The 19201-nt window shown below is 61.4% G+C and carries 17 protein-coding genes; 8 read left to right on the top strand and 9 right to left on the bottom strand.

Annotated features, from left to right (window positions below; genetic code table 11):
* Positions 1-62 precede the first annotated feature (62 nt).
* Positions 63-968 (bottom strand): hypothetical protein, encoded by a 906-nt coding sequence (locus AOA59_RS25455; protein ID WP_099489513.1) that lies wholly within the window; start codon positions 966-968, stop codon positions 63-65.
* Between the two features lie 411 nt (positions 969-1379).
* On the opposite strand from AOA59_RS25455, the gene AOA59_RS25450 reads away from it, so the two are divergent.
* Positions 1380-2063 (top strand): response regulator transcription factor, encoded by a 684-nt coding sequence (locus AOA59_RS25450; RefSeq protein WP_003219726.1) that lies wholly within the window; start codon positions 1380-1382, stop codon positions 2061-2063.
* Positions 2041-3435 (top strand): HAMP domain-containing sensor histidine kinase, encoded by a 1395-nt coding sequence (locus AOA59_RS25445; RefSeq protein ID WP_058421805.1) that lies wholly within the window; start codon positions 2041-2043, stop codon positions 3433-3435. Before AOA59_RS25450 ends, AOA59_RS25445 begins: the two co-directional genes overlap by 23 nt.
* Before the next feature lie 123 nt (positions 3436-3558).
* Here AOA59_RS25445 and AOA59_RS25440 read toward each other — a convergent pair whose 3' ends face one another.
* The 3 genes from AOA59_RS25440 to AOA59_RS25430 are packed head-to-tail and all read right to left on the bottom strand — an operon-like array spanning position 3559 to position 5816.
* Entirely contained in the window at positions 3559-3969 is a 411-nt protein-coding gene (locus tag AOA59_RS25440; protein ID WP_065931784.1) for an SRPBCC family protein, read from the bottom strand.
* A 27-nt stretch (positions 3970-3996) separates the two neighbouring features.
* The gene (locus tag AOA59_RS25435; protein ID WP_065931785.1) at positions 3997-4794 is read right to left on the bottom strand and encodes an SDR family NAD(P)-dependent oxidoreductase; all 798 of its coding nucleotides are present in this window, start codon (positions 4792-4794) and stop codon (positions 3997-3999) included.
* Between the two features lie 17 nt (positions 4795-4811).
* The gene (locus AOA59_RS25430; RefSeq protein ID WP_099489512.1) at positions 4812-5816 is read right to left on the bottom strand and encodes an aldo/keto reductase; all 1005 of its coding nucleotides are present in this window, start codon (positions 5814-5816) and stop codon (positions 4812-4814) included.
* A 114-nt stretch (positions 5817-5930) separates the two neighbouring features.
* Between AOA59_RS25430 and AOA59_RS25425 the strand changes: the two genes are divergently transcribed.
* Positions 5931-6821 carry a LysR substrate-binding domain-containing protein gene (locus tag AOA59_RS25425; protein ID WP_065931787.1) on the top strand — a complete coding sequence of 297 codons (891 nt, stop codon included), beginning with the start codon at positions 5931-5933 and terminating at the stop codon, positions 6819-6821.
* Between the two features lie 116 nt (positions 6822-6937).
* On the opposite strand, the gene AOA59_RS25420 is transcribed toward AOA59_RS25425, so the two are convergent.
* Genes AOA59_RS25420 through AOA59_RS25410 form a run of 3 tightly spaced genes read right to left on the bottom strand, consistent with a single transcriptional unit; the run spans position 6938 to position 10696 of the window.
* Positions 6938-8230: an FAD-binding oxidoreductase gene (locus AOA59_RS25420; protein WP_099489511.1), complete on the bottom strand. Its 1293-nt coding sequence runs from the start codon at positions 8228-8230 to the stop codon at positions 6938-6940.
* Entirely contained in the window at positions 8227-9315 is a 1089-nt protein-coding gene (locus AOA59_RS25415) for a polyamine ABC transporter substrate-binding protein (RefSeq protein ID WP_099489510.1), read from the bottom strand. The genes AOA59_RS25420 and AOA59_RS25415 overlap by 4 nt, the downstream gene beginning before the upstream one ends.
* Positions 9316-9337: 22 nt before the next feature.
* The gene (locus tag AOA59_RS25410) at positions 9338-10696 is read right to left on the bottom strand and encodes a glutamine synthetase family protein (protein ID WP_099489509.1); all 1359 of its coding nucleotides are present in this window, start codon (positions 10694-10696) and stop codon (positions 9338-9340) included.
* A gap of 138 nt (positions 10697-10834) precedes the next feature.
* On the opposite strand from AOA59_RS25410, the gene AOA59_RS25405 reads away from it, so the two are divergent.
* The gene (locus AOA59_RS25405) at positions 10835-11731 is read left to right on the top strand and encodes a helix-turn-helix domain-containing protein (protein WP_099489508.1); all 897 of its coding nucleotides are present in this window, start codon (positions 10835-10837) and stop codon (positions 11729-11731) included.
* 359 nt (positions 11732-12090) lie between these two features.
* Complete coding sequence (locus tag AOA59_RS25395; RefSeq protein ID WP_099489506.1) at positions 12091-14235, top strand: TonB-dependent siderophore receptor; 2145 nt, start codon at positions 12091-12093, stop codon at positions 14233-14235.
* On the opposite strand, the gene AOA59_RS25390 is transcribed toward AOA59_RS25395, so the two are convergent.
* Positions 14225-15355, bottom strand: coding sequence for an MFS transporter (locus AOA59_RS25390; RefSeq protein ID WP_099489505.1), 1131 nt, complete (start codon positions 15353-15355; stop codon positions 14225-14227). The genes AOA59_RS25395 and AOA59_RS25390 overlap by 11 nt on opposite strands.
* A gap of 99 nt (positions 15356-15454) precedes the next feature.
* Between AOA59_RS25390 and AOA59_RS25385 the strand changes: the two genes are divergently transcribed.
* Positions 15455-16225 (top strand): helix-turn-helix domain-containing protein, encoded by a 771-nt coding sequence (locus AOA59_RS25385; protein ID WP_065931794.1) that lies wholly within the window; start codon positions 15455-15457, stop codon positions 16223-16225.
* Between the two features lie 19 nt (positions 16226-16244).
* On the opposite strand, the gene AOA59_RS25380 is transcribed toward AOA59_RS25385, so the two are convergent.
* Positions 16245-16715, bottom strand: a complete 471-nt coding sequence (locus AOA59_RS25380) for an Lrp/AsnC family transcriptional regulator (RefSeq protein WP_099489504.1) — start codon at positions 16713-16715, stop codon at positions 16245-16247.
* Between the two features lie 124 nt (positions 16716-16839).
* Here AOA59_RS25380 and AOA59_RS25375 point away from each other — a divergent pair, with 124 nt between their 5' ends.
* Complete coding sequence (locus tag AOA59_RS25375) at positions 16840-18084, top strand: methionine gamma-lyase (RefSeq protein ID WP_065931796.1); 1245 nt, start codon at positions 16840-16842, stop codon at positions 18082-18084.
* A 232-nt stretch (positions 18085-18316) separates the two neighbouring features.
* Positions 18317-18994 (top strand): helix-turn-helix transcriptional regulator, encoded by a 678-nt coding sequence (locus AOA59_RS25370; protein WP_178076294.1) that lies wholly within the window; start codon positions 18317-18319, stop codon positions 18992-18994.
* The last annotated feature ends 207 nt before the right edge of the window (positions 18995-19201 follow it).

The raw sequence follows: 19201 nt of genomic DNA, 5'->3' as shown, positions 1-19201 counted from the left end.
ATCACCGGAATCGGCACGCCGAGGAACCACAGTAGTAATGAGCGCATGATGTTCTCCTTGAATTAACGAACGTAGTTTTCGGTTTCGACGTACACCACAGCATCCCGACGACGACCGCCGAAGGTAGCCGCGAAGCTGGCAAAGAACGCGCCGATCAACAGGGCCACAAAGGTCCACAGCGAGGTGTAGGCGGCAACTTTGGCGGCTGTGTCGGCCGCTTGCTTGGCTTTGAGCTTGGCGTCTTCGATAGCTTTACGGGCTTCGCCGTAGACCTTGTCGATACGCGCTTCGGCATCGGCCTGGCTGAGGTTGGTGCGCTGGCTGATCAACTGGGCCAGGTAGGTACGGTCTTCCGGTGCCAGTTGGCCGTCGTTGCTCAGGGTGCGGGTGAGGATGCGTGCAACCACGCCGTGTACCGCGTCATCGCTCACAGCCGCTGGGCGGTCATCGCGGAACAGGCTGTCGACGTAGTAGTCGAAGTCGCCACTGTTGGCCCCCTTGGTTGCGCTGCCGGCGGCCTGGCTGATGCCGCTGGCGGCACCTGCCGCCACACTGGCACCGGCTTTCACGCCGCCGCTGACCACGCTGCTGACCGAACCGACCACCAGGACCGCGGTGACCAGGGTTGCGACGGCCCAGGCGAGGAAACCATGGGCCGTGTCGCGAAAGTACACTTCATCGCCATGCATGTTCGACCATTTCACACGCAACCGGCCGGCAATGTAACCGCCCAGGCCCGAAGCGACGATTTGGGTGAATGCCAGCCAGATAATCGTGGAAATACCCAGCCCCTTGGCGCTCATGCCACTGTCGGCCCACGGCGACACGGCCGAAAAGCCAAGGCCGAAGCCCAGCAGCACCAGGATAAGCGACAGTGCAGCCGCCGCAGCGGCTCCGGCAAAGATTGCGCCCCAGGAAACCCCAGAGCGCGCGCTTGACTCTTGCAGCGTGGATGACGATGTGATCATTGTTGTTTTGCTCCCGGCAGGAAAAATAGTGTTACAAGTCTCAAAACAGACAGTGCAGGCAGCGTGCCAGCCGGGCTAAAAATTAAAGTCCTTTTATTTCAACAGGTTAAGTATTTTGAACTTCCCATGACCGTGCAACTTGCAAGAAACAACAGTCGCAGGCGTGCTTTATGCAATCTCGCTGCAAACCCGCTCACTGTGGGAGCTGGCCTGCCTGCGATAGCGGTCTTCCAGGTTGATATTTTGTGTCTGATACACCGCCATCACAGGCAAGCCAGCTCCCACAGTGGAGGTGTGCAACCGGGAAATTTGTGGTGGTTTTGCCAAGATGAAGTTTAATTTAGGAAACATTCAGCTACTTCTTGGCAAAATGACCCCACTTCTAGTGTGAATCGCTCACCAGGTAATCCTATGACCCGTATTTTGACCATCGAGGATGACGCCGTAACAGCCCGCGAGATCGTCGCCGAGCTGAGTAGCCATGGACTGGATGTGGATTGGGTGGACAACGGCCGCGAAGGCCTGGTCCGTGCTGTGAGTGGTGATTACGATCTGATCACCCTCGACCGGATGCTGCCGGAGCTGGATGGCCTGGCCATCGTCACGACCCTGCGCACCATTGGGGTGTCGACGCCGATCTTGATGATCAGCGCCCTCTCCGATGTCGACGAGCGCGTGCGCGGCCTGCGGGCCGGTGGCGATGACTACCTGACCAAGCCGTTCGCCTCCGACGAAATGGCCGCCCGTGTCGAAGTCCTGCTGCGGCGCAAAAGCACGGTCAAGGAATTCGAAACCGCCCTGCGCGTGGCCGACCTGGAACTGAACCTGATCAGCCGCGAAGCCAGCCGCGCCGAGCAGCCGCTGAGCCTGTTGCCCACCGAATACAAACTGCTTGAGTTCCTGATGCGCAACACCGGGCAGATCCTGTCGCGGATGATGATCTTCGAGGAAGTCTGGGGTTATCACTTCGACCCGGGCACCAACCTGATCGATGTGCACATCGGTCGCCTGCGCAAGAAAATCGATCCACCGGGCCTCACGCCGCTGATCCGCACGGTACGAGGTTCCGGTTATGTCATTGCTGAACCCCTCTAAGGGCTGGCGCTCCTCCAGCAGCCGCTTGCTGGCGCTCTACAGCTCGTTGTTTGTGGCCTGGAGTTGCATCCTCATGGGGGTGCTGTATTTCGAAGTGTCGGGTTACCTGGGCGACCTGTCCCGCCACTCGCTGATGCAGCGCCAACACTTGTTTCAGCGTTTTGACGGCGAAGAACTGGTGGAAGCACTGACCACCAGCATGACCTTCGACATGAAGGGCGTGGACGCCTATGGCCTGTTCGATGAGCAGTTTCGCCCCCTGAGCGGGCCGATTCGCGCCGTGCCGCCGGATTTGCCGCTGGACGGCAAGATCCACGCGCTGGCCAATTGCGTCGAGTCCGACGACCCCAAACTGCCCAAAGACAGCTGCGACGCCGTCGCCACCCACACCGAAGACGGGCGTTGGCTGGTGCTGGTGCGGGCCAACGGTTCGCTGTTCGGCGTCACCCGGATCATCTGGCATGCGCTGCTGTGGGCGCTGTCGCTGACCATTATTCCGGGCGCGGCCGGCTGGCATTTGTTGCGCCGCCGCCCGTTGCGGCGTATTCGCGGGATCCAGGCGAGTGCCGAGGCCATCGTTGCCGGTGACCTGACCCACCGCCTGCCGCTGTCGAACCGGCGTGATGAGCTGGACATGCTTGCGGCCATCGTCAACGCCATGCTCGACCGCATCGAGAAGCTGATGAACGAGGTCAAGGGCGTGTGCGACAACATCGCCCACGACCTGCGCACCCCGCTGACACGCTTGCGCGCGCAGCTGTACCGCATCAAGCAGGAAGCCGAGGAGAACTCGGTGTACGCGGTGAAGCTCGACGACGCCATCGCCGAGACCGACACACTGATGGCACGCTTTCGCGGGCTGTTGCGCATCTCGGAGCTGGAAGACCACCAGCGCCGCTCGGGTTTCCTGGTGATGGACCCGCTGCCGCTGCTGCGCGAACTGCATGACTTTTATCTGCCATTGGCCGAAGAAGGCGAATTGCAGCTGCGCCTTGAAGTGCCAGAAGCGCTGCCGTGGATCACTGGCGACCGTGCGCTGTTGTTCGAAGCCTTGGCCAACCTGCTGAGCAACTCGATCAAGTTCTCCCCCGCCGGTGGCGAGGTGATCTTGCGGGGTGTGAATGACGGCGGCAGCACGCGCATCGAAGTGCACGACTCCGGGCCGGGTATTCCGGCAGCGGAACGTGATGCGGTGTTCCAGCGGTTTTACCGTGTGGATGAAAGCGACCAGCAAGGCGGCTTCGGTTTGGGCCTGTCGATTGTGGCGGCGATCATCAACTTGCATGGGTTCAAGCTGGAGGTCGGCAGCAGCCAGAGCGGCGGTGCGCGGTTGGTGCTGGAGTGTCGGCAGCAGTTGATGCCCGAAGCCTGATCGTTCCCACGCTCTGCGTGGGAATGCAGCCCAGGACGCTCCGCGTCCCACAGCGTGACGCGGAGCGTCACAGGAGGCATTCCCACGCAGAGCGTGGGAACGATCAACGGCTTTGCCTGTTAGTTAGAAGTTGGCGCGCAACGCCTCGAGGCCGTCGCCGTACACACCGGTGAACAACGCTTCCACCGCCGCATCCGTGGTTCCGGCTGCCGGGGTGAACACGCCGGACCAGGTCACTTTCGCCGAGCTGTCGGTGAGCGCCTCAACCTGCAAGGTCGCAAGGTAGGCACTCACCGGAAACGGCGACTGCTCGATGGTGTAGCTGTAGCTGCGCGCTACGTTATCAAAACGCTGCAAACGCTCGACCACCACACCGCCATCCGCGGTTTGCAGGTGGCGCACGCGCCCGCCCTCGCTCGGCTCGCTCTTGACGATAAACGGCAGCCAATCCGGCAGCGCGTTGAAGCCACCGACCAATTGCCAGACCTGATCGGCCGACACCGGAATTTCAATCACAGAAGAAGCTGTCGCCACACTAAATACTCCAGAAAAAATAAGATTTCAGATCGCCATGCTGTCGACCACACCACCGTCGACCCGCAGCGCAGCGCCTGTGGTTGCAGAAGACAGCGGTGAAGCAATGTACGCCACCAGGTTCGCCACTTCATCCACATTCGCCGCGCGCTGGATGATCGAGGTCGGCCGCGCGTTACGTACAAATACGTCGGCCTCGTCCCGCGCACTGCGCCCGGACTTTTGTGTGGCGTCCTTGAGCATCTGCTCCAGGCCGTCGGTAAAGGTCGGCCCCGGCAGCACTGCGTTAACCGTCACGCCGGTGCCCGCCAGGCGCTTGGCCAGGCCATGGGAAACCGCGAGGTTGGCGCTTTTGGTCACGCCGTAGTTGATCATGTCGGCCGGTGTGGCCACGCCGGACTCCGACGACAGGAAGATCACCCGCCCCCAGCCCTGCTCGACCATGCCGGGCGTGTAATGCCGTGCCAGGCGTACGCCGGAGATCACATTGACCTCGTAGAAGCGCGTCCACTCGCTGTCGGGTGCGTCGAAGAAATCCACATCGTTGAAGATGCCCAGGTTGTTGACCAGGATGTCGGCACGCGGTTCGGCGGCGAACAGTGTCTGGGCGCCTGCGGCGGTGCCGAGGTCGGCCACCAGCCCGCGCAGATCAGCGCCCGGCACCGCCTGGCGAATGCTTGCCAGCGCGTCGTCGACCTTGCCAGATTCGCGCCCGATCACCACCACGGTGGCGCCACAGGCTGCCAGCGCCTGGCTGATGCCCAGGCCAATACCGGCGGTGCTGCCGCTGACGATGGCTACTTTGCCGCTTACATCAATGTTCATCGGTTGTACTCCTGAAGTTAGAGCGGCAGAGGCGCACGGGCCGAAATCAACCGGGCATCGCGCAGCGCCTGCCAGAAGGCTGCCGGGATCTTCTCTGACAACGCCGCAACGTCTTCGGCAATCCTCCCCGGACGACTGGCCCCCGGAATCACCGCCGCCACGGCCGGATGCGCCAGGGAAAATTGCAGGGCTGCGGCTTTTACGCTGACCCCGAACGCCTGGGCAATCGCCTTGATCTGCTCGACTTTATCGATGATCGCGGGGCTCGCCTGCTGGTATTCGAAGTGCGCGCCACCGGCCAGAATGCCGGAGCTGTAAGGCCCGCCGACGACAATCTCGACATTCTGCGCCAAGGCTGCGTCCATCAAACGCTGCAAGGCACGTTCGTGGTCCAGCAAAGTGTAGCGGCCGGCCAGCAGGAAGCCATCGGGCTGGGCGTCGCTGAGGTCCAGGGTCAGCTCGCAGGGTTCAACGCGGTTGACGCCCAGGCCCCAGGCCTTGATCACGCCTTCTTCGCGCAAGCGGGTCAGCACTTTGAAGGCACCGGTGCGCGCCTGGTTGAAGTAGTCCAGCCATTGGTCGCCGTAGAAATCCTGGGCGATATCGTGAATCCACACGATGTCCAGGCGATCGGTTTGCAGGCGCTTCAGGCTGTCTTCGATGGACCGCAAGGTGGCGTCGGCGCTGTAATCGTTGAGCATCTTGTTGGGACGGCCGTGTTCGAACACGCCGCTTTTTTCGCCGAGGTCGCGGGCGCTTTCTTCGACTTCATCGAGAATCACCCGGCCCACTTTGGTGCTGAGCACGAAGTCATCGCGGTTGTACTGCGACAGCGCCTGGCCCAGGCGGATTTCCGACAGGCCCGAGCCGTAGAAGGGAGCGGTGTCGAAGTAACGCACGCCATGGTTCCAGGCGGCCTCGACGGTGTCCTGGGCTTCGTCTTCAGCAATTGCGCGGAACATATTGCCCAGCGGTGCAGTGCCAAAGCCCAGCGGGCCGGGCAGTTTGTCTTTCAAGCTCATGGTGGATCCTCAATCGGTTGTGGGTCGCTGTGACCGTTGAGCAGATCCTAGATTGCAGAGATCAGACCGTCCAAGACATACTGCGACCAACTTGAGTCCTGCAAGGTCTTACATATGATTGATCTTCGCCAACTGCGCTACTTCGAAGTGGTCGCTGAAGAAGAACACGTCGGCCGTGCCGCCGAGCGCCTGCATATCTCGCAGTCGCCGCTGAGCCGGCAGATCGCCCAGCTGGAAGAGCGCCTGGGCCTGACCCTGTTCGAACGCAGCCAGCAGCGCATACGCCTGACGCGCGATGGCCAGACGTTCCTGGCGGAAACCAAGGCGCTGTTGACCCACGCCAATCGCTTGGAGTCCCTGGGCAAGCGCCTGGGACGCGGCGAAGAAGGTGGTTTGTGCATCGGCTACATCGAAAACGCCATGCATGCCGGCGTGCTGCCCAATGCGTTGCGCGTATTGCGCGATGACCGGCCCACCGTGCATATCAAGCTGTACAACTTGCCGTCGCTGGAACAGCTCGAAGGCTTGCGTCAACGCAGCCTCGACATTGCCCTGGTCGGCGAGCCACCGGCCACCGATGACCCGGACCTGACGGCGCTGCAGGTGCTGGACGACCCGATGCTGCTGGCGCTGCCGGAGCAGCATGCATTGGCGCACCACAGCGAATTGCTACCCGAGCATTTGGCTGATCAGGAGTGGATCGGCGTGCAACGCAAACCTGGCGCCAACCCGGCGGACGACTTTGTGGCGGCGTGCATACGTGCCGGGTTCACGCCGCAGATTCCCATGGAAGCCAGTGAGCCGTTTACCGCCCTCGGCCTCGTCGCCTCGGGGTTGGGTGTGGCGATGGTGCAAAAGGGGTTGAGCCGCAATGCGCCGCCTGGGGTGGTGTTGCGCGAGTTGCCTTGGCTGAGTTACACCACACCGTTATGGGCGGCGTGGCACCGGGTTAATTTGCGGCCGCTGGTGGAAACGTTCAGGAAGGTGCTGACGCAAACCCTGTAAAGGCCAGCGCAACGGGTGGCCTCATCGCCCCGGCCATACTCGATCCAATGTCAGCCACTCATGCCCTTGCCTCAATCTTTTCCCCTCAGGCTCATCCGGTTAAACGCGGCTGGCGGTCAGCGCATTTCCCGCAACCGATACCACAGCATCCCCAACGCCAGAAGCGGTGAGCGCAAGGCCTTGCCGCCGGGGAAGGTCGTGTGCGGCACTTGGCTGAAGATATCCAGGCCGTGGCTTGCGCCGGCGTGAATGCCTTCGGCGAGCAGGCGCGCGCACCAATGGGTCACGTTCAGGCCATGCCCGGAATAGCCCTGGGCATAGAACACATTCGGGTGCTGCTTGAGGCGCCCGACCTGGGGAAAGCGGTTGGCGGTGATGCCGATCTTGCCGCCCCATTGGAACTCGATGGCGGTGCCTGCCAACTGCGGGAATACCTTGAGCAACTTGGGCTGCATATACGCGGCGATATCCGCCGGGTCACGCCCCGAGTAATGGCAGGCGCCGCCGAACAACAGGCGCCGGTCAGCCGAGAGCCGGTAGTAATCGAGCCCGACTTTCTGGTCGCACAGTGCGAGGTTTTGCGGGATCAACTGCTGGGCCACTTCGACCGACAGCGGCTCGGTGGCGATGATGTAGCTGCCCGCCGGCAGCACCTTGCCGCTCAGGCGCGGTTCCAGTTCCTCCAAATGCGCGTTACAGGCCAGTACCAGATTAGCCGCGCGCACCGTGCCGCCAGCGCAACGCACCTGCACCGTATCGCCGTGCACAAGCTCCAGCACCGGGGTCTGTTCGAAAACTTTCACCCCCAGCGACTCGGCCACCTGTGCCTCGCCCAGCACCAGGTTCAACGGGTGCAAGTGCCCGGAGCCCATGTCCACCAGGCCGCCAGCGTAGACGCTGGAGCCCACCACCTGCGACATGTCTTGCGGGCCGACCAGTCGGGTTTCAGCGGCATACCCCAGCGCCGCCAGGCCCGCCTGCTCGCCTTTGAACGCAGCAAACTGCGCCGGGGTGTTGGCCAGTTCGCAAAAGCCCCAACGCAAATCGCAGTCAATGCTGTGCCGGGCAATGCGCTCGCCCACCAGCGCCACCGAGTCGATCCCGGCGCGCTGCAGGTAACGCACGCCCTCCTCGCCCACATACTTGGCGAACCCCGACACGTCATGGCCGATGCCACGAATCAATTGCCCGCCATTGCGCCCGCTGGCGCCCCAGCCGATGCGCCGGGCCTCCAGCAGGATCACCGAGAGCCCGCGCTGGGCCAGTTCAATCGCGGTGTTGACGCCGGTAAACCCGCCGCCGATTACGCACACATCAGCGCTCAGGTCGGCGCTCAGCGACGGGCGCTCCGGCATGGCGTTGGCCGAAGCCCGGTAGTAGGACCGGGCGTGGTCATTGGACTGGATCATTTGTTGGTCTTCACTTTGCTCCAGGCGCGGGTCATCAGGCGCATGGTCGCCGGGGTCGGCGTGGTGGAAATATAGAGTTTGTCGAGCACTTCCTGGGGCGGGTACACCTCAGGGTTGTTCACCAGCTCCGGCGCCATAAAGGGCTTGGCCGCCGGGTTGGCGTTGGCATAACCGACCGCGGCACTGACCTTGGCGATCACTTCCGGGTCGAGCAAATAATTGATAAAGGCGTGGGCCTCTTTCGGGTTGCCGGCATCGGCAGGAATCGCCAACAGATCGAACCACAGGTTGGAGCCTTCCTTGGGAATCGAGTAGGCGATATTCACGCCGTTTTTGGCTTCCTTGGCGCGATTGGCCGCCTGGAACACGTCGCCTGAATAGCCGAAGGCCACGCAGATATCGCCGTTGGCCAAGTCGGATATGTACTTGGAAGAATGGAAGTAGGTGATGTACGGGCGCAGCGTCAGCAGCTTGGCTTCGGCCTGTTTGTAGTCCTCGGGGTTTTCGCTGCGCGGGTCTTTGCCCATGTAGTTGAGGATTGCCGGGAACAGCTCATCGGCTGAATCCAGGAAGGCCACGCCACACTCGTGCAGCTTCTTGATGTTCTCGGGCTCAAACAGCACCGCCCATGAGTCGATGTGGTCGATGCCCAGCACCTGCTTGACCTTGTCGACGTTGTAGCCGATACCATTGGTGCCCCACAGGTACGGCACCGAGTGCGCGTTGCCCGGGTCATTTTTCTCCAGCAGCTTAAGCAGTTTGGGGTCGAGGTTTTTGAAGTTGGGCAGCTGCGAACGGTCGAGTTTCAAGAACGCGCCGGCTTTTACCTGGCGCGCCAGGAAGTGGTTGGACGGCACCACCACGTCATAGCCGGTGCGCCCGGCGAGCAACTTGCCTTCCAGCGTTTCGTTGGAGTCGAATACGTCATAGATCACCTTGATCCCGGTCTTGGCCTGGAAATCGGCCAAGGTGGTCTCGCCGATATAGTCGGTCCAGTTATAGACGCTGACCGTCTGGGCGGCCTGGCCGGTGCTGCTGAACGCCGCGACGAGAGCCAGCGGGAGAAGCTTTTTCACAAGACGCATATCGACACCCCTTTAGTGGTTTTTAGACGCTCAACAGCAGGAACTCACGTTCCCAGGAACTGATCACCCGCTTGAAGTTCTCGTGCTCGGCGCGTTTGACCGCCACATAGCCACGCACGAACTTGTCGCCCAGGTACTGCTTGACCGTGTCGCAGTCCTCCATGCGCGCCAGCGCATCTTCGAGGGTGAACGGCAGGCGCAAGTTGCGGCGTTCATAGGCACGGCCTTCCACCGGCGCGCTCGGCTCAATCTGCTCGATCATGCCCAGGTAGCCACACAGCAAGCTCGCGGCAATCGCCAGGTAAGGGTTGGCATCCGCGCCCGGCAGGCGGTTTTCCACGCGCATCGCATCGGGGCTGGAGGTCGGCACACGCAGGCCGACGGTGCGGTTTTCTTCGCCCCACTCTACGTTGACCGGCGCCGAGGTGTCCGGTAAAAAACGGCGGAACGAGTTCACGTTCGGCGCGAACATCGGCAGCAGCTTGGGGATGTACTTTTGCAAGCCGCCGATGTGATGCAAGAACAGCTGGCTCATCTTGCCGTCGGCGTCGACGAACACCGGCTTGCCCGTGGCGATATCCACCACGCTCTGGTGCAGGTGCATGGCGCTGCCCGGCTCGTCGGCCACCGGTTTGGCCATAAAGGTTGCAGCCACGTTGTGCTTGAGTGCGGCTTCACGCAGGGTGCGTTTGAACACGGTGATCTGGTCGGCCAGGTCGAGGGCATCGCCATGGCGGAAGTTGATTTCCATCTGCGCCGGGCCGTCTTCGTGGATCAGCGTGTCGAGGTCCAGGCCCTGGAGTTCGCACCAGTCATAGACATCTTCGAACAGCGGGTCGAACTCGTTGGCGGCGTCGATGGAAAATGACTGGCGCCCGGTTTCGGCACGGCCCGAACGGCCCACCGGAGTTTTCAACGGCAGGTCCGGGTCTTCGCAGCGCTGGGTCAGGTAGAACTCCATTTCTGGCGCAACAATCGGCTGCCAGCCTTTGTCGGTGTACAGCTGCAAGACTTTTTTAAGCACATTGCGCGGCGACAACTCGATAGGGTTGCCCTGCTTGTCGAAGGTGTCGTGGATCACAATCGCGGTGGGCTCGATGGCCCACGGTATTACATAAGTGGCGTTGGACACCGGGCGGCAGATCATGTCGATGTCGGCAGGGTCGAGCAGGTCGTAGTAGATATCGTCGTCGACAAAGTCCCCGGTCACCGTTTGCAGCAGCACACTTTCCGGCAGGCGCATGCCTCGCTCATGCAGGAACTTGTTGGTGGGCGCAATCTTGCCGCGTGCGATGCCAGTCAAATCACTGATCACGCATTCGACTTCGGTAATCTTGTGTTCTTTCAGCCAGGCGGACAGCTGATCGAAGGGGGCGTTCATAAGGACCTCGTCATGGGTTGGATGCTGCGCCGACTTGTACACCCGGCGCATTGAGGTCTATCTTGGGCCAGCCTTCAAACGGCATCTATCCACTTTGCACCAACCACAACGCACCAATAGAGTGCGCCCAGGTTACCCATGACACAGGCAACAGCTTTGCGCGTACAGGCCTTCACCACCGGTGATGTGGCCGCTCAATGCAGTGCGACACCCGGTTGGGTGCAGCAGTACCAGCAGATGTCCCCGGGGCATTTTGCCGGGCAGATCCGCTACCTCGACCTGCACGGCGTCGAGGTCTACGAAGAGTGCATGAACACGCGCGTCGAACAGCATTTCAACGCGCCACCGGGCTCGCTGGCGTTTTGTTTCGATGGCAGCGACAACGCGCTGTACATGCTCAATGGCGAAAGCCGCAACACCTGGATCACCCCGGAAAACTACCGCGAAGTGGCGGTGGTATTCGGCCCGCAGTTTGTGCAGCGCCATGGCCTGGATGTGGCGAAACTCGAGGGGTTGTTCATGGCGCCGCTGACCTGTCGGCAGAACGCGTTGTTCAGCCGATGGCTCAGTGGCACGCTGACGCGGCTGTCCGCGCTGACGGACCCTATCGGCCGTGATGCTCTCACCCAGCAACTGCTTGATGACTGCCTGTTTATTCTCGACAACGCCTGTGTGTGCCTGGACCGCAGCTCGTTGCAGCGGCGCAGCGACGAGCGCCTGTTGATGGCGCGCATCGGCGAATGGGCGGCGGATGCGCCGGATGAAACCGTCAACCTGCTGGAACTGGCGCAGATTGCCGGTGTGCCGTTGCGTCAATTGCAGCAAGGCTTCAAGACTTACACCGGGATGAGCCCGGCGCAGTGGTTGCGCTTGCGCCGGTTGAACGGGGCGCGCCGTGAGTTGTTGAGCTCGACTCGGGCCACGGTGGCTGAGGTGGCGATGAACTGGTCGTTCTGGCATTTGGGGCGGTTTTCGCAGAGTTATCGGGCGTTGTTTCGGGAGCTGCCCAGTGAGACGCTCAGGCGCTTGGGTTGACGTGTGTTTTTGGTACCGACCTGGGGGGCCGCCGACTTCGTCAGCGAAAAGGATGTAAGGGCCAGAGCAACAGCAACAGCAACAGCAGAGCCATACTCGGTCAAGGGTGGGAGCTGGCTTGCCTGCGATAGCATCAACTCGGTATACCTGACACACCGAGGTGTCTGCATCGCAGGCAAGCCAGCTCCCACAGAAAAGCCGATCTCGGGTGTATGCGGATCCGCTGTGGCTCTTGATTCAACCACTCAGGTCGGCTTTACACAAAACAACCCAACACCACCCTTCTCAATAGCTTGTAAATCCCGGCACATCCCCCTAGCTTATGCGCCCCCCGCCCCGCGCATTAAGGCCCTACCCCCATGGTTGTGCGTTTTCGTCCCGTCGTTACCTCACGTTTCGCCCTCGGCCTGTTACTCAGCGGCAGCCTGGGCAACAGCATGGCCGCTGAAATCGAACTACCGGCGGTAAACGTCCAGGGCCAGGATGAATCCGGCTATCGCACCAACAGCGCCTCGGTGGGCGGCTTCAACGAAGCGCCGTTGCTGGACACTCCGGCATCAATCACCGTGATCAACGCCGAACGGATCAAAGACCAGCAAGCGCGCCTGCTCAGTGAAGTACTGCGCAACGACGCCTCTGTTGGCGACAGTTATGCGCCCATCGGCTACTACGAAAACTTCGTGGTGCGCGGTTTCTCGCTGAACGCAGCCAGCAGCTACAAGATCAACGGCCGCACCATCACCGGCGAGCAAAACGTCGCCCTCGAAAACAAGCAGCAGGTCGAGGTGCTCAAGGGCCTGGCCGGTTTGCAAAGCGGCATTTCCGAACCCAGCGGCGTGATCAATTACGTGACCAAGCGCCCGGAGGATGTGCGCTCGGTCACCGTGTCCACTGACGACCGTGGCAGCGGTTATGTCGCCACCGATGTGGGTGGCTGGTTTGGCAGCGAGCAACAGTTCGGCCTGCGCGCCAACGTTGCCCACGAAGACCTCAATTCGTATGTCGAGCACGCCGATGGCCAGCGCGATTTTGTGTCCCTGGCCTTCGACTGGAACATCAGCCCCGACGCGGTGCTGCAACTGGATGCGGAATACCAGAACAAGCAACAGCGCTCCGTGCCGGGTTATCAACTGCTGGGCGGCACCGAAGTGCCCCATGACGCGTCACCGAAGAAGTTGCTGGGGCACCAGAGTGGCTCCCATCAGGTGGGCATCGATTCGCTGAACCTCAATGGCAAGTTTGAATACCGTTTCAGTGATCAGTGGAAAGGCAGCCTCAGTGCCGCCCACAGCAAAGTGGTGATTGATGATTACAGCGCGTTTGCCTGGGGAGGCGCCACGACCGGCGTAGGCAACTCCTTCACGCCGGACGGCAACTACGACATTTACGATTACCGAAGCCCCGACGACACGCGCCGTGATGATGAAGTGCAAGCTGCAATGACCGGGCTGTTCGACACTGCCGGGCTGGGCCATGAACTGACTTTCGGCAGCAGCGCGTTTCGCCGGGTGATCGACAAGCGCAAGGCCGTCAACGAATACATCGGCAGCGGCAATATCAACCAGGACGCACCGACCTTCGAGCCTGCCGACAAGCCGCTGAACCCCAGCCATCGCAACCTCGACAGCCGCCAGTACGGCCTGTTCGTCACCGACCGCATCCGCTTCAACGAGCAATGGCAAACCATCATTGGCGGGCGCGAAGTGCGTCTGGATGAAAAAGCGTTCGATGACCAAGGCAACCAGGCGCGCCACACCCAGCAATACGTATTCCTGCCTCAAGCTTCGTTGATCTATAAACCCGTGGAAAATATCTCGCTGTACACCAGCTACAGCAAGGGCTTGTCATTGGGCGGCACGGCACCGTGGTTTGCGCAGAACGAAAGCGAAACCCTGGCCCCAACCGTGTCCCGGCAAATCGAAGCCGGCGTGAAATACGACTGGCGCCGCATCAGCTTCGCCGCCGCCGTGTTCCAGACCCGCCAGGCCTATCAGTATTCCAAGCCGGATGGTGCCGGTAACTTCACCTACGTCCAACAAGGCGAACAAAAAAACACCGGCCTGGAACTCTCCGCCAACGGCTGGGCCACCGACCGCCTGCAGATTGCCACCAGCGTGGCGGCGATTCGCGCCCGCGTGACCAACAGCGGCACGCCGGACTACGAAGGCCACCAGGCCATCAACGTACCCAAACTGCGCGCCAGCCTGTATGCCGATTACGCCCTGCCGTGGATGAATGGGCTGGCCGTGCTGGGCGGCGTGCAATACAGCGCCAGGAAGTACGCCGACCGCACCGGCAATGTGCAAGTGGGAGACTACGCCGTGGTGAATGTCGGCAGCCGCTACACCACCAAAATCGACGGCTATGAAACCGTGTTCCGCCTCAGCGTCGACAACCTGTTCGACAAACGCTACTGGCGCGATGCGGGTGAATACCTGGGCGACGACTACCTGTTCCAGGGCGCGCCCTTGACCGCGCGCCTGAGTGCTTCGGTCAACTTCTGAGCCCGCGCGGCGCTGCCAGCCACAGCGCCGCCAAACCACAGACCAACAGGCTCCAACCCAGGTCCTGGGCCCAGGCGACCAGGGTCAACCCGGCGCCGATCACCAGGTAATACAACAAGCCAAACAGCGCGGCGGCAGTGCCCAGGCGATCGTGATAAGCCACCAGCGCGGCCCCCAGCACATTGGGAATGGCCATGCCGAACGCCAGCACCACCAGCAGCATCGGCCAGACAAACAGCCAGCTGTGTTGCAGCAGCACGACCAGCAAGCCGCCCAGCACCGCGACACTGGCGGCGATCAGTACTAATTGCTCGCCATTTATTCCACGCTTGAGCAGCCGTTTGTTCAGCCACGCACCAAACCCCGAGCCCAGCGCCAGCCACACGCCGCTGTAGCCGAAGTCGGCGGCAGACAAACCCAGCCGCGAAAAGATGAATGGCCCCAGGCTGTAATAGCTGAACAGCGCAATGTTGAACGCCGCCACCAACCCCACCGATCGCCAAATCCCGGCATCCCTGAGCAGCAACCGCAACGTCTCGCCAAGCGCGGCGGTCGGCAGCGAGGCTGGACGTGTCTCCGGCAACGCCCATAAGCACACTGCCCACAAGGCCAGCGAGAGCAGCAACAAGCCACTGAGCACCCCGCGATAACCGAAGGACTGCACCAGGCTGGCGCCCGTGAACAAACCCACGGCCGGGCTGGCGGCCAGGGCAATGCCCATCAGCGAAAATACCTGGGCCAATTGCACGCCCTGGAAACGGTCACGCAGCACGGTCTGCGTCACTACCGAGCCGACCGCCGCGCCGAACGCCGCCAACGCCTGGGCCAGCAGCAAACCGTTGAAGCTGGTCATGCCCAGGGCCAGTACCGTGGCCGCCACATACAGGGCCAATCCGGCCAGCATGACCGGCCGCCGCCCCCAACGATCACACAGTCGGCCCCACACCACCACGCCAAAAGCGAACGCCAGAAAGTACACCGACAACGTCTGCCCGGCCCGCTCCGGCCCCACCGCAAAGGCCCGGCCGATATCTCCCAGCGCTGGGCTGTAAAGCGTTTGGGCCAGTTGCGGGAACATCAGTAACGCCACCGTCAGTGGCAAAAAAATTCTAATCTTCATTCCCCAACTCCTTTGCTTGAAACAGCGCAAGAAGTGTAAGAACTACGGAGTGGGGTATTATCCAGACTTTGACAATTTACCCATCAAATCGGACAACCTATGGCCTGGCTCACCGCCGACGCCCCTTTCGATCCCGACCACCTGGCAGCGCCGGTCATCGGCATCGCCGCCCTGCTCGGTGATCACGACTCCGGCCTGCACCGCCACCAGCGCGGGCAACTGCTGTTCACCCGCCGAGGGTGCACCCGTATCACCCTCGACAACCAACTGTGCCTGCTGCCGCCTTCGCGCGCCGCGTGGATCCCGTGCGGCGTGCCGCATCGCGCGGTGATGCACAAAACCGTGGACTATCGCTCGGTGTATCTGAGCCCGGCACTGGCCGATCAACTGCCCCCGCAGGTTGGGGTGATCGAGGTCAGCCCATTGCTGCGTGCAGTGCTGGAACCCATAGCGATGGCGCCCTTCGATACCGATTGGCAAACGGGCCGCTACGCGCATTTGCTTGCGCTGTGCCTGGATGAAATCCAGGCGGCCACCGCACAACCGATGCTCCTGCCGTTGCCCCATGACAAACGCCTGGCGCCCTTGCTCGCGGATCTGCAAAGGTTACCGCCGACCCTGCAAGCCCTGGAGCAACAGATAGGCGCCAGCACCAAGACCATCGGCCGGATATTCCTGCGGGAAACCGGCCTTGGTTATCAGCAATGGCGTCAGCAATGGCGCTTGATGCGCGCAATTGAACTGCTGGCCATCGGGCGTAACCTCGGCTACTGCGCGTTCGAGTTGGGTTTTGCCAGTGACAGCGCGTTGATCGCCTTCTTCAAAAGCATGACCGGCAGCACGCCACGCGGGTATATGAAAGTCGACTGAGGGCGTGCTTGAGACCGCTTCAGCCCGGTAACGGAATCACCCGCAAAGGCCGCACCGACTTATAGGAAAAACTCGAGTAGATTTCTTTAACGCAGGGCAACGTCTGCAACACCTCGCGCGCAAACTCGCCGAACGACTCCAGGTCTTTGGCCACCACCTCGAGCAAAAAGTCATAGCGCCCCGACACGTTGTGGCACGCGACGACCTCGGGAACCTCCAGCAGCCGTTGCTCGAACGCCCGGGCGATTTCCTGGGTGTGGCTTTCCATCATGATGCTGACAAACGCCGTCACGCCATACCCCAGCGCCTTGGGCGACAGGATCGCCTGGTAGCCGCTGATCACCCCGCTCTCCTCCAGGTTGCGCACCCGTCGCCAGCACGGCGAAGTGGTCAGGGCCACGCGGTCGGCAAGCTCGGCCACGGTCAAGCGGGCATTGCCTTGCAAGGCGTTTAAAAGGGCTTTGTCGGTGCGGTCCAGACTCACGGGCATAATGTGCCTCTATTTGTTGTTTTTGTCGATGATTCGCCCCGTAATCCGCGATTTTCCTGGGCTTTTTTGCAATGTTCAACTGTGGTTATGAGCATAGCATTGTAGGAAATAAGGAGCGTGCGACATGAACAATAAACACACTACATTCGGTTTTTCGACCCGCGCCATCCACCACGGTTACGACCCCAAGGACCATCACGGCGCCCTCGTACCGCCGATCTATTTATCGGCCACCTTCGCGTTCCCGACTGCCGAATATGGCGCTGCCTGTTTTGCCGGGGACGCCGGCGGCCACTTCTACACACGCATTTCCAACCCGACCCTGGCACTGCTGGAATCACGCATGGCCGCTCTGGAAAACGGCGCAGCCGCCGTGGCTTTCAGCTCCGGCATGGGTGCAATTGCGGCGACGTTCTGGACCTTGCTGCGTCCGGGCGACGAAGTGATCGTCAGCCAGACCCTGTACGGCTGCACCTTTGCCCTGCTGCACCATGGCCTTGCCGAGTTCGGCATCCGGGTGCGACACGTCGACCTCACCGACCTGGCCGCCCTGCGCGCGGCATTGTCCCCCGCCACTCGCATGGTCTACTGCGAAACCCCGGCCAACCCCAACCTGCGCCTGGTGGACATCGCCGCCGTGGCCGAGCTGGCGCACCAGCAACCGAATATCACCGTGGTGGTCGACAACACCTACTGCACGCCCTACCTGCAACGGCCGCTGGAACTGGGAGCCGATGTGGTGGTGCACTCGGCCACCAAGTACCTCAGCGGCCATGGCGATATCACCGCCGGTATTGCCGTGAGCAACCAGGCCCTGGCGCAACGTATTCGCCTGCAAGGCCTTAAGGATCTGACCGGCGCGGTGATGTCGCCGCAGGATGCATCCTTGCTGATGCGCGGCCTCAAGACCCTGGCACTGCGCATGGACCGCCATTGCAGCAACGCCCAGGCGGTGGCCGAAGCCTTGCAGGCCCACCCTGCGGTGCAGTGGGTGACTTACCCGGGCCTGCGCTCTTTTCCTCAATACGCCCTGGCGGCGCGGCAGATGAAGCAGTCCGGCGGCATGATCGCGTTTGAACTCAAGGGCGGCATCGACACCGGCCGGCGCTTCATGAATGCCCTCAACCTGTTCACTCGCGCCGTCAGCCTGGGTGACGCCGAATCGCTCGCCCAGCACCCGGCGAGCATGACCCACTCCACCTACACCCCCGAAGAACGCGCGCAGCACGGTATCAGCGAAGGCCTGGTACGCTTGTCGGTCGGGCTTGAAGACATCGCCGACCTGTTGGCCGATATCCACCAGGCTCTGGCCAAATGCACGCGTGCGGCACCGGGCCGCGCCGTGGTGGAAGAACACGCCGTAAAATAAGGCCTAGGTTTGAGGTAATCCTTTCCCACAGACGGTGGTCGGACTGGTCCGACCACCGTTGTGCGTTTTAATCTGGTTTTTTTGCCGATTGGATCCCCCTGCTTTTCCCAGGCTGTACTAGCATAGGTGCTTGGCGGGTGCATTATCACTGCAGGTTATTCACTTCGATTACCTTGTTAAGCCCCGCCGTTATAAGGATGAATACCCGCACTCGACATTCATGGACGAACTGATGAACTCACACCTGTTTCCCCATATAGGCAAAGTCATCGCCAGCACCGGCAGCCGCCATTTCCCGCGCATGCTGCATGACTTGATCCTGACCCAACTGGCAGTGGACGCCACCCATATCACCCAACTGCAGGTCAGCGCCGAAGGGCACACCCGGCGCCGGATCAGCCCGGTCTACACCGACTCGGCGGCGGCGCTGGGCGAAGAACCACTCGCCGCCCAATTGCACCTTACGCGCCGCAAGGACGATGTGCGTTATGTGCTGTCGGTGTATCGCTCGCATCAATCGGAAAGTTTTTCGCCGCAGGAACGCAGCATGCTGCAGGATTTTTCTACGCTGCTTCTGCCCATGGTCGAGAAGCACATCACTGCGATCCAGCCGTGTCGCCAGGACGGGTCGCCTGTGGTGGCGGAAAATCAGGGGCTTGAAACCCTGCGTCGGCGTATTGAAGAGCGTCTGGTGCAATCGGGGTTGACCTTGTCCAACCGTGAGCTGGAAGTGTGCGTGGGCTTGCTGGCCGGGCGGACCGCACCGCAGTTGGCGGAGCAGTTGGCGTTGAAGGTCAACACTGTTGAAAGCTACCTCAAGCGGGCGGCGATCAAGCTGGGGATCAGCGGGCGGCATTCGTTGTTGCGGTGGATGTATGCGGGTGATGAGGGGGTAGCTGCGGATCTCTAAATCACAGCAGAGTTTTATGGGGTGGTTTGTCGGAGTACATATCCGTTATTTAGGTAACGGCGGCCTATGGTTCCGCTCTTACAGCGGCTCACTTTTTGAGGGACCAAAAAGTAAGCAAAAAGTCCATCAGGGTATGACTCACCCACATGGGTTACAAATCAGTTCACGCACATAGGTAACAGTTTTTAACTGGCAGGGTCGATTTCG

Source organism: Pseudomonas sp. 2822-15 (genome assembly GCF_002742515.1).
GTDB lineage: Bacteria > Pseudomonadota > Gammaproteobacteria > Pseudomonadales > Pseudomonadaceae > Aquipseudomonas > Aquipseudomonas salomonii.
This window is presented reverse-complemented; position numbering and strand designations above follow the sequence as displayed.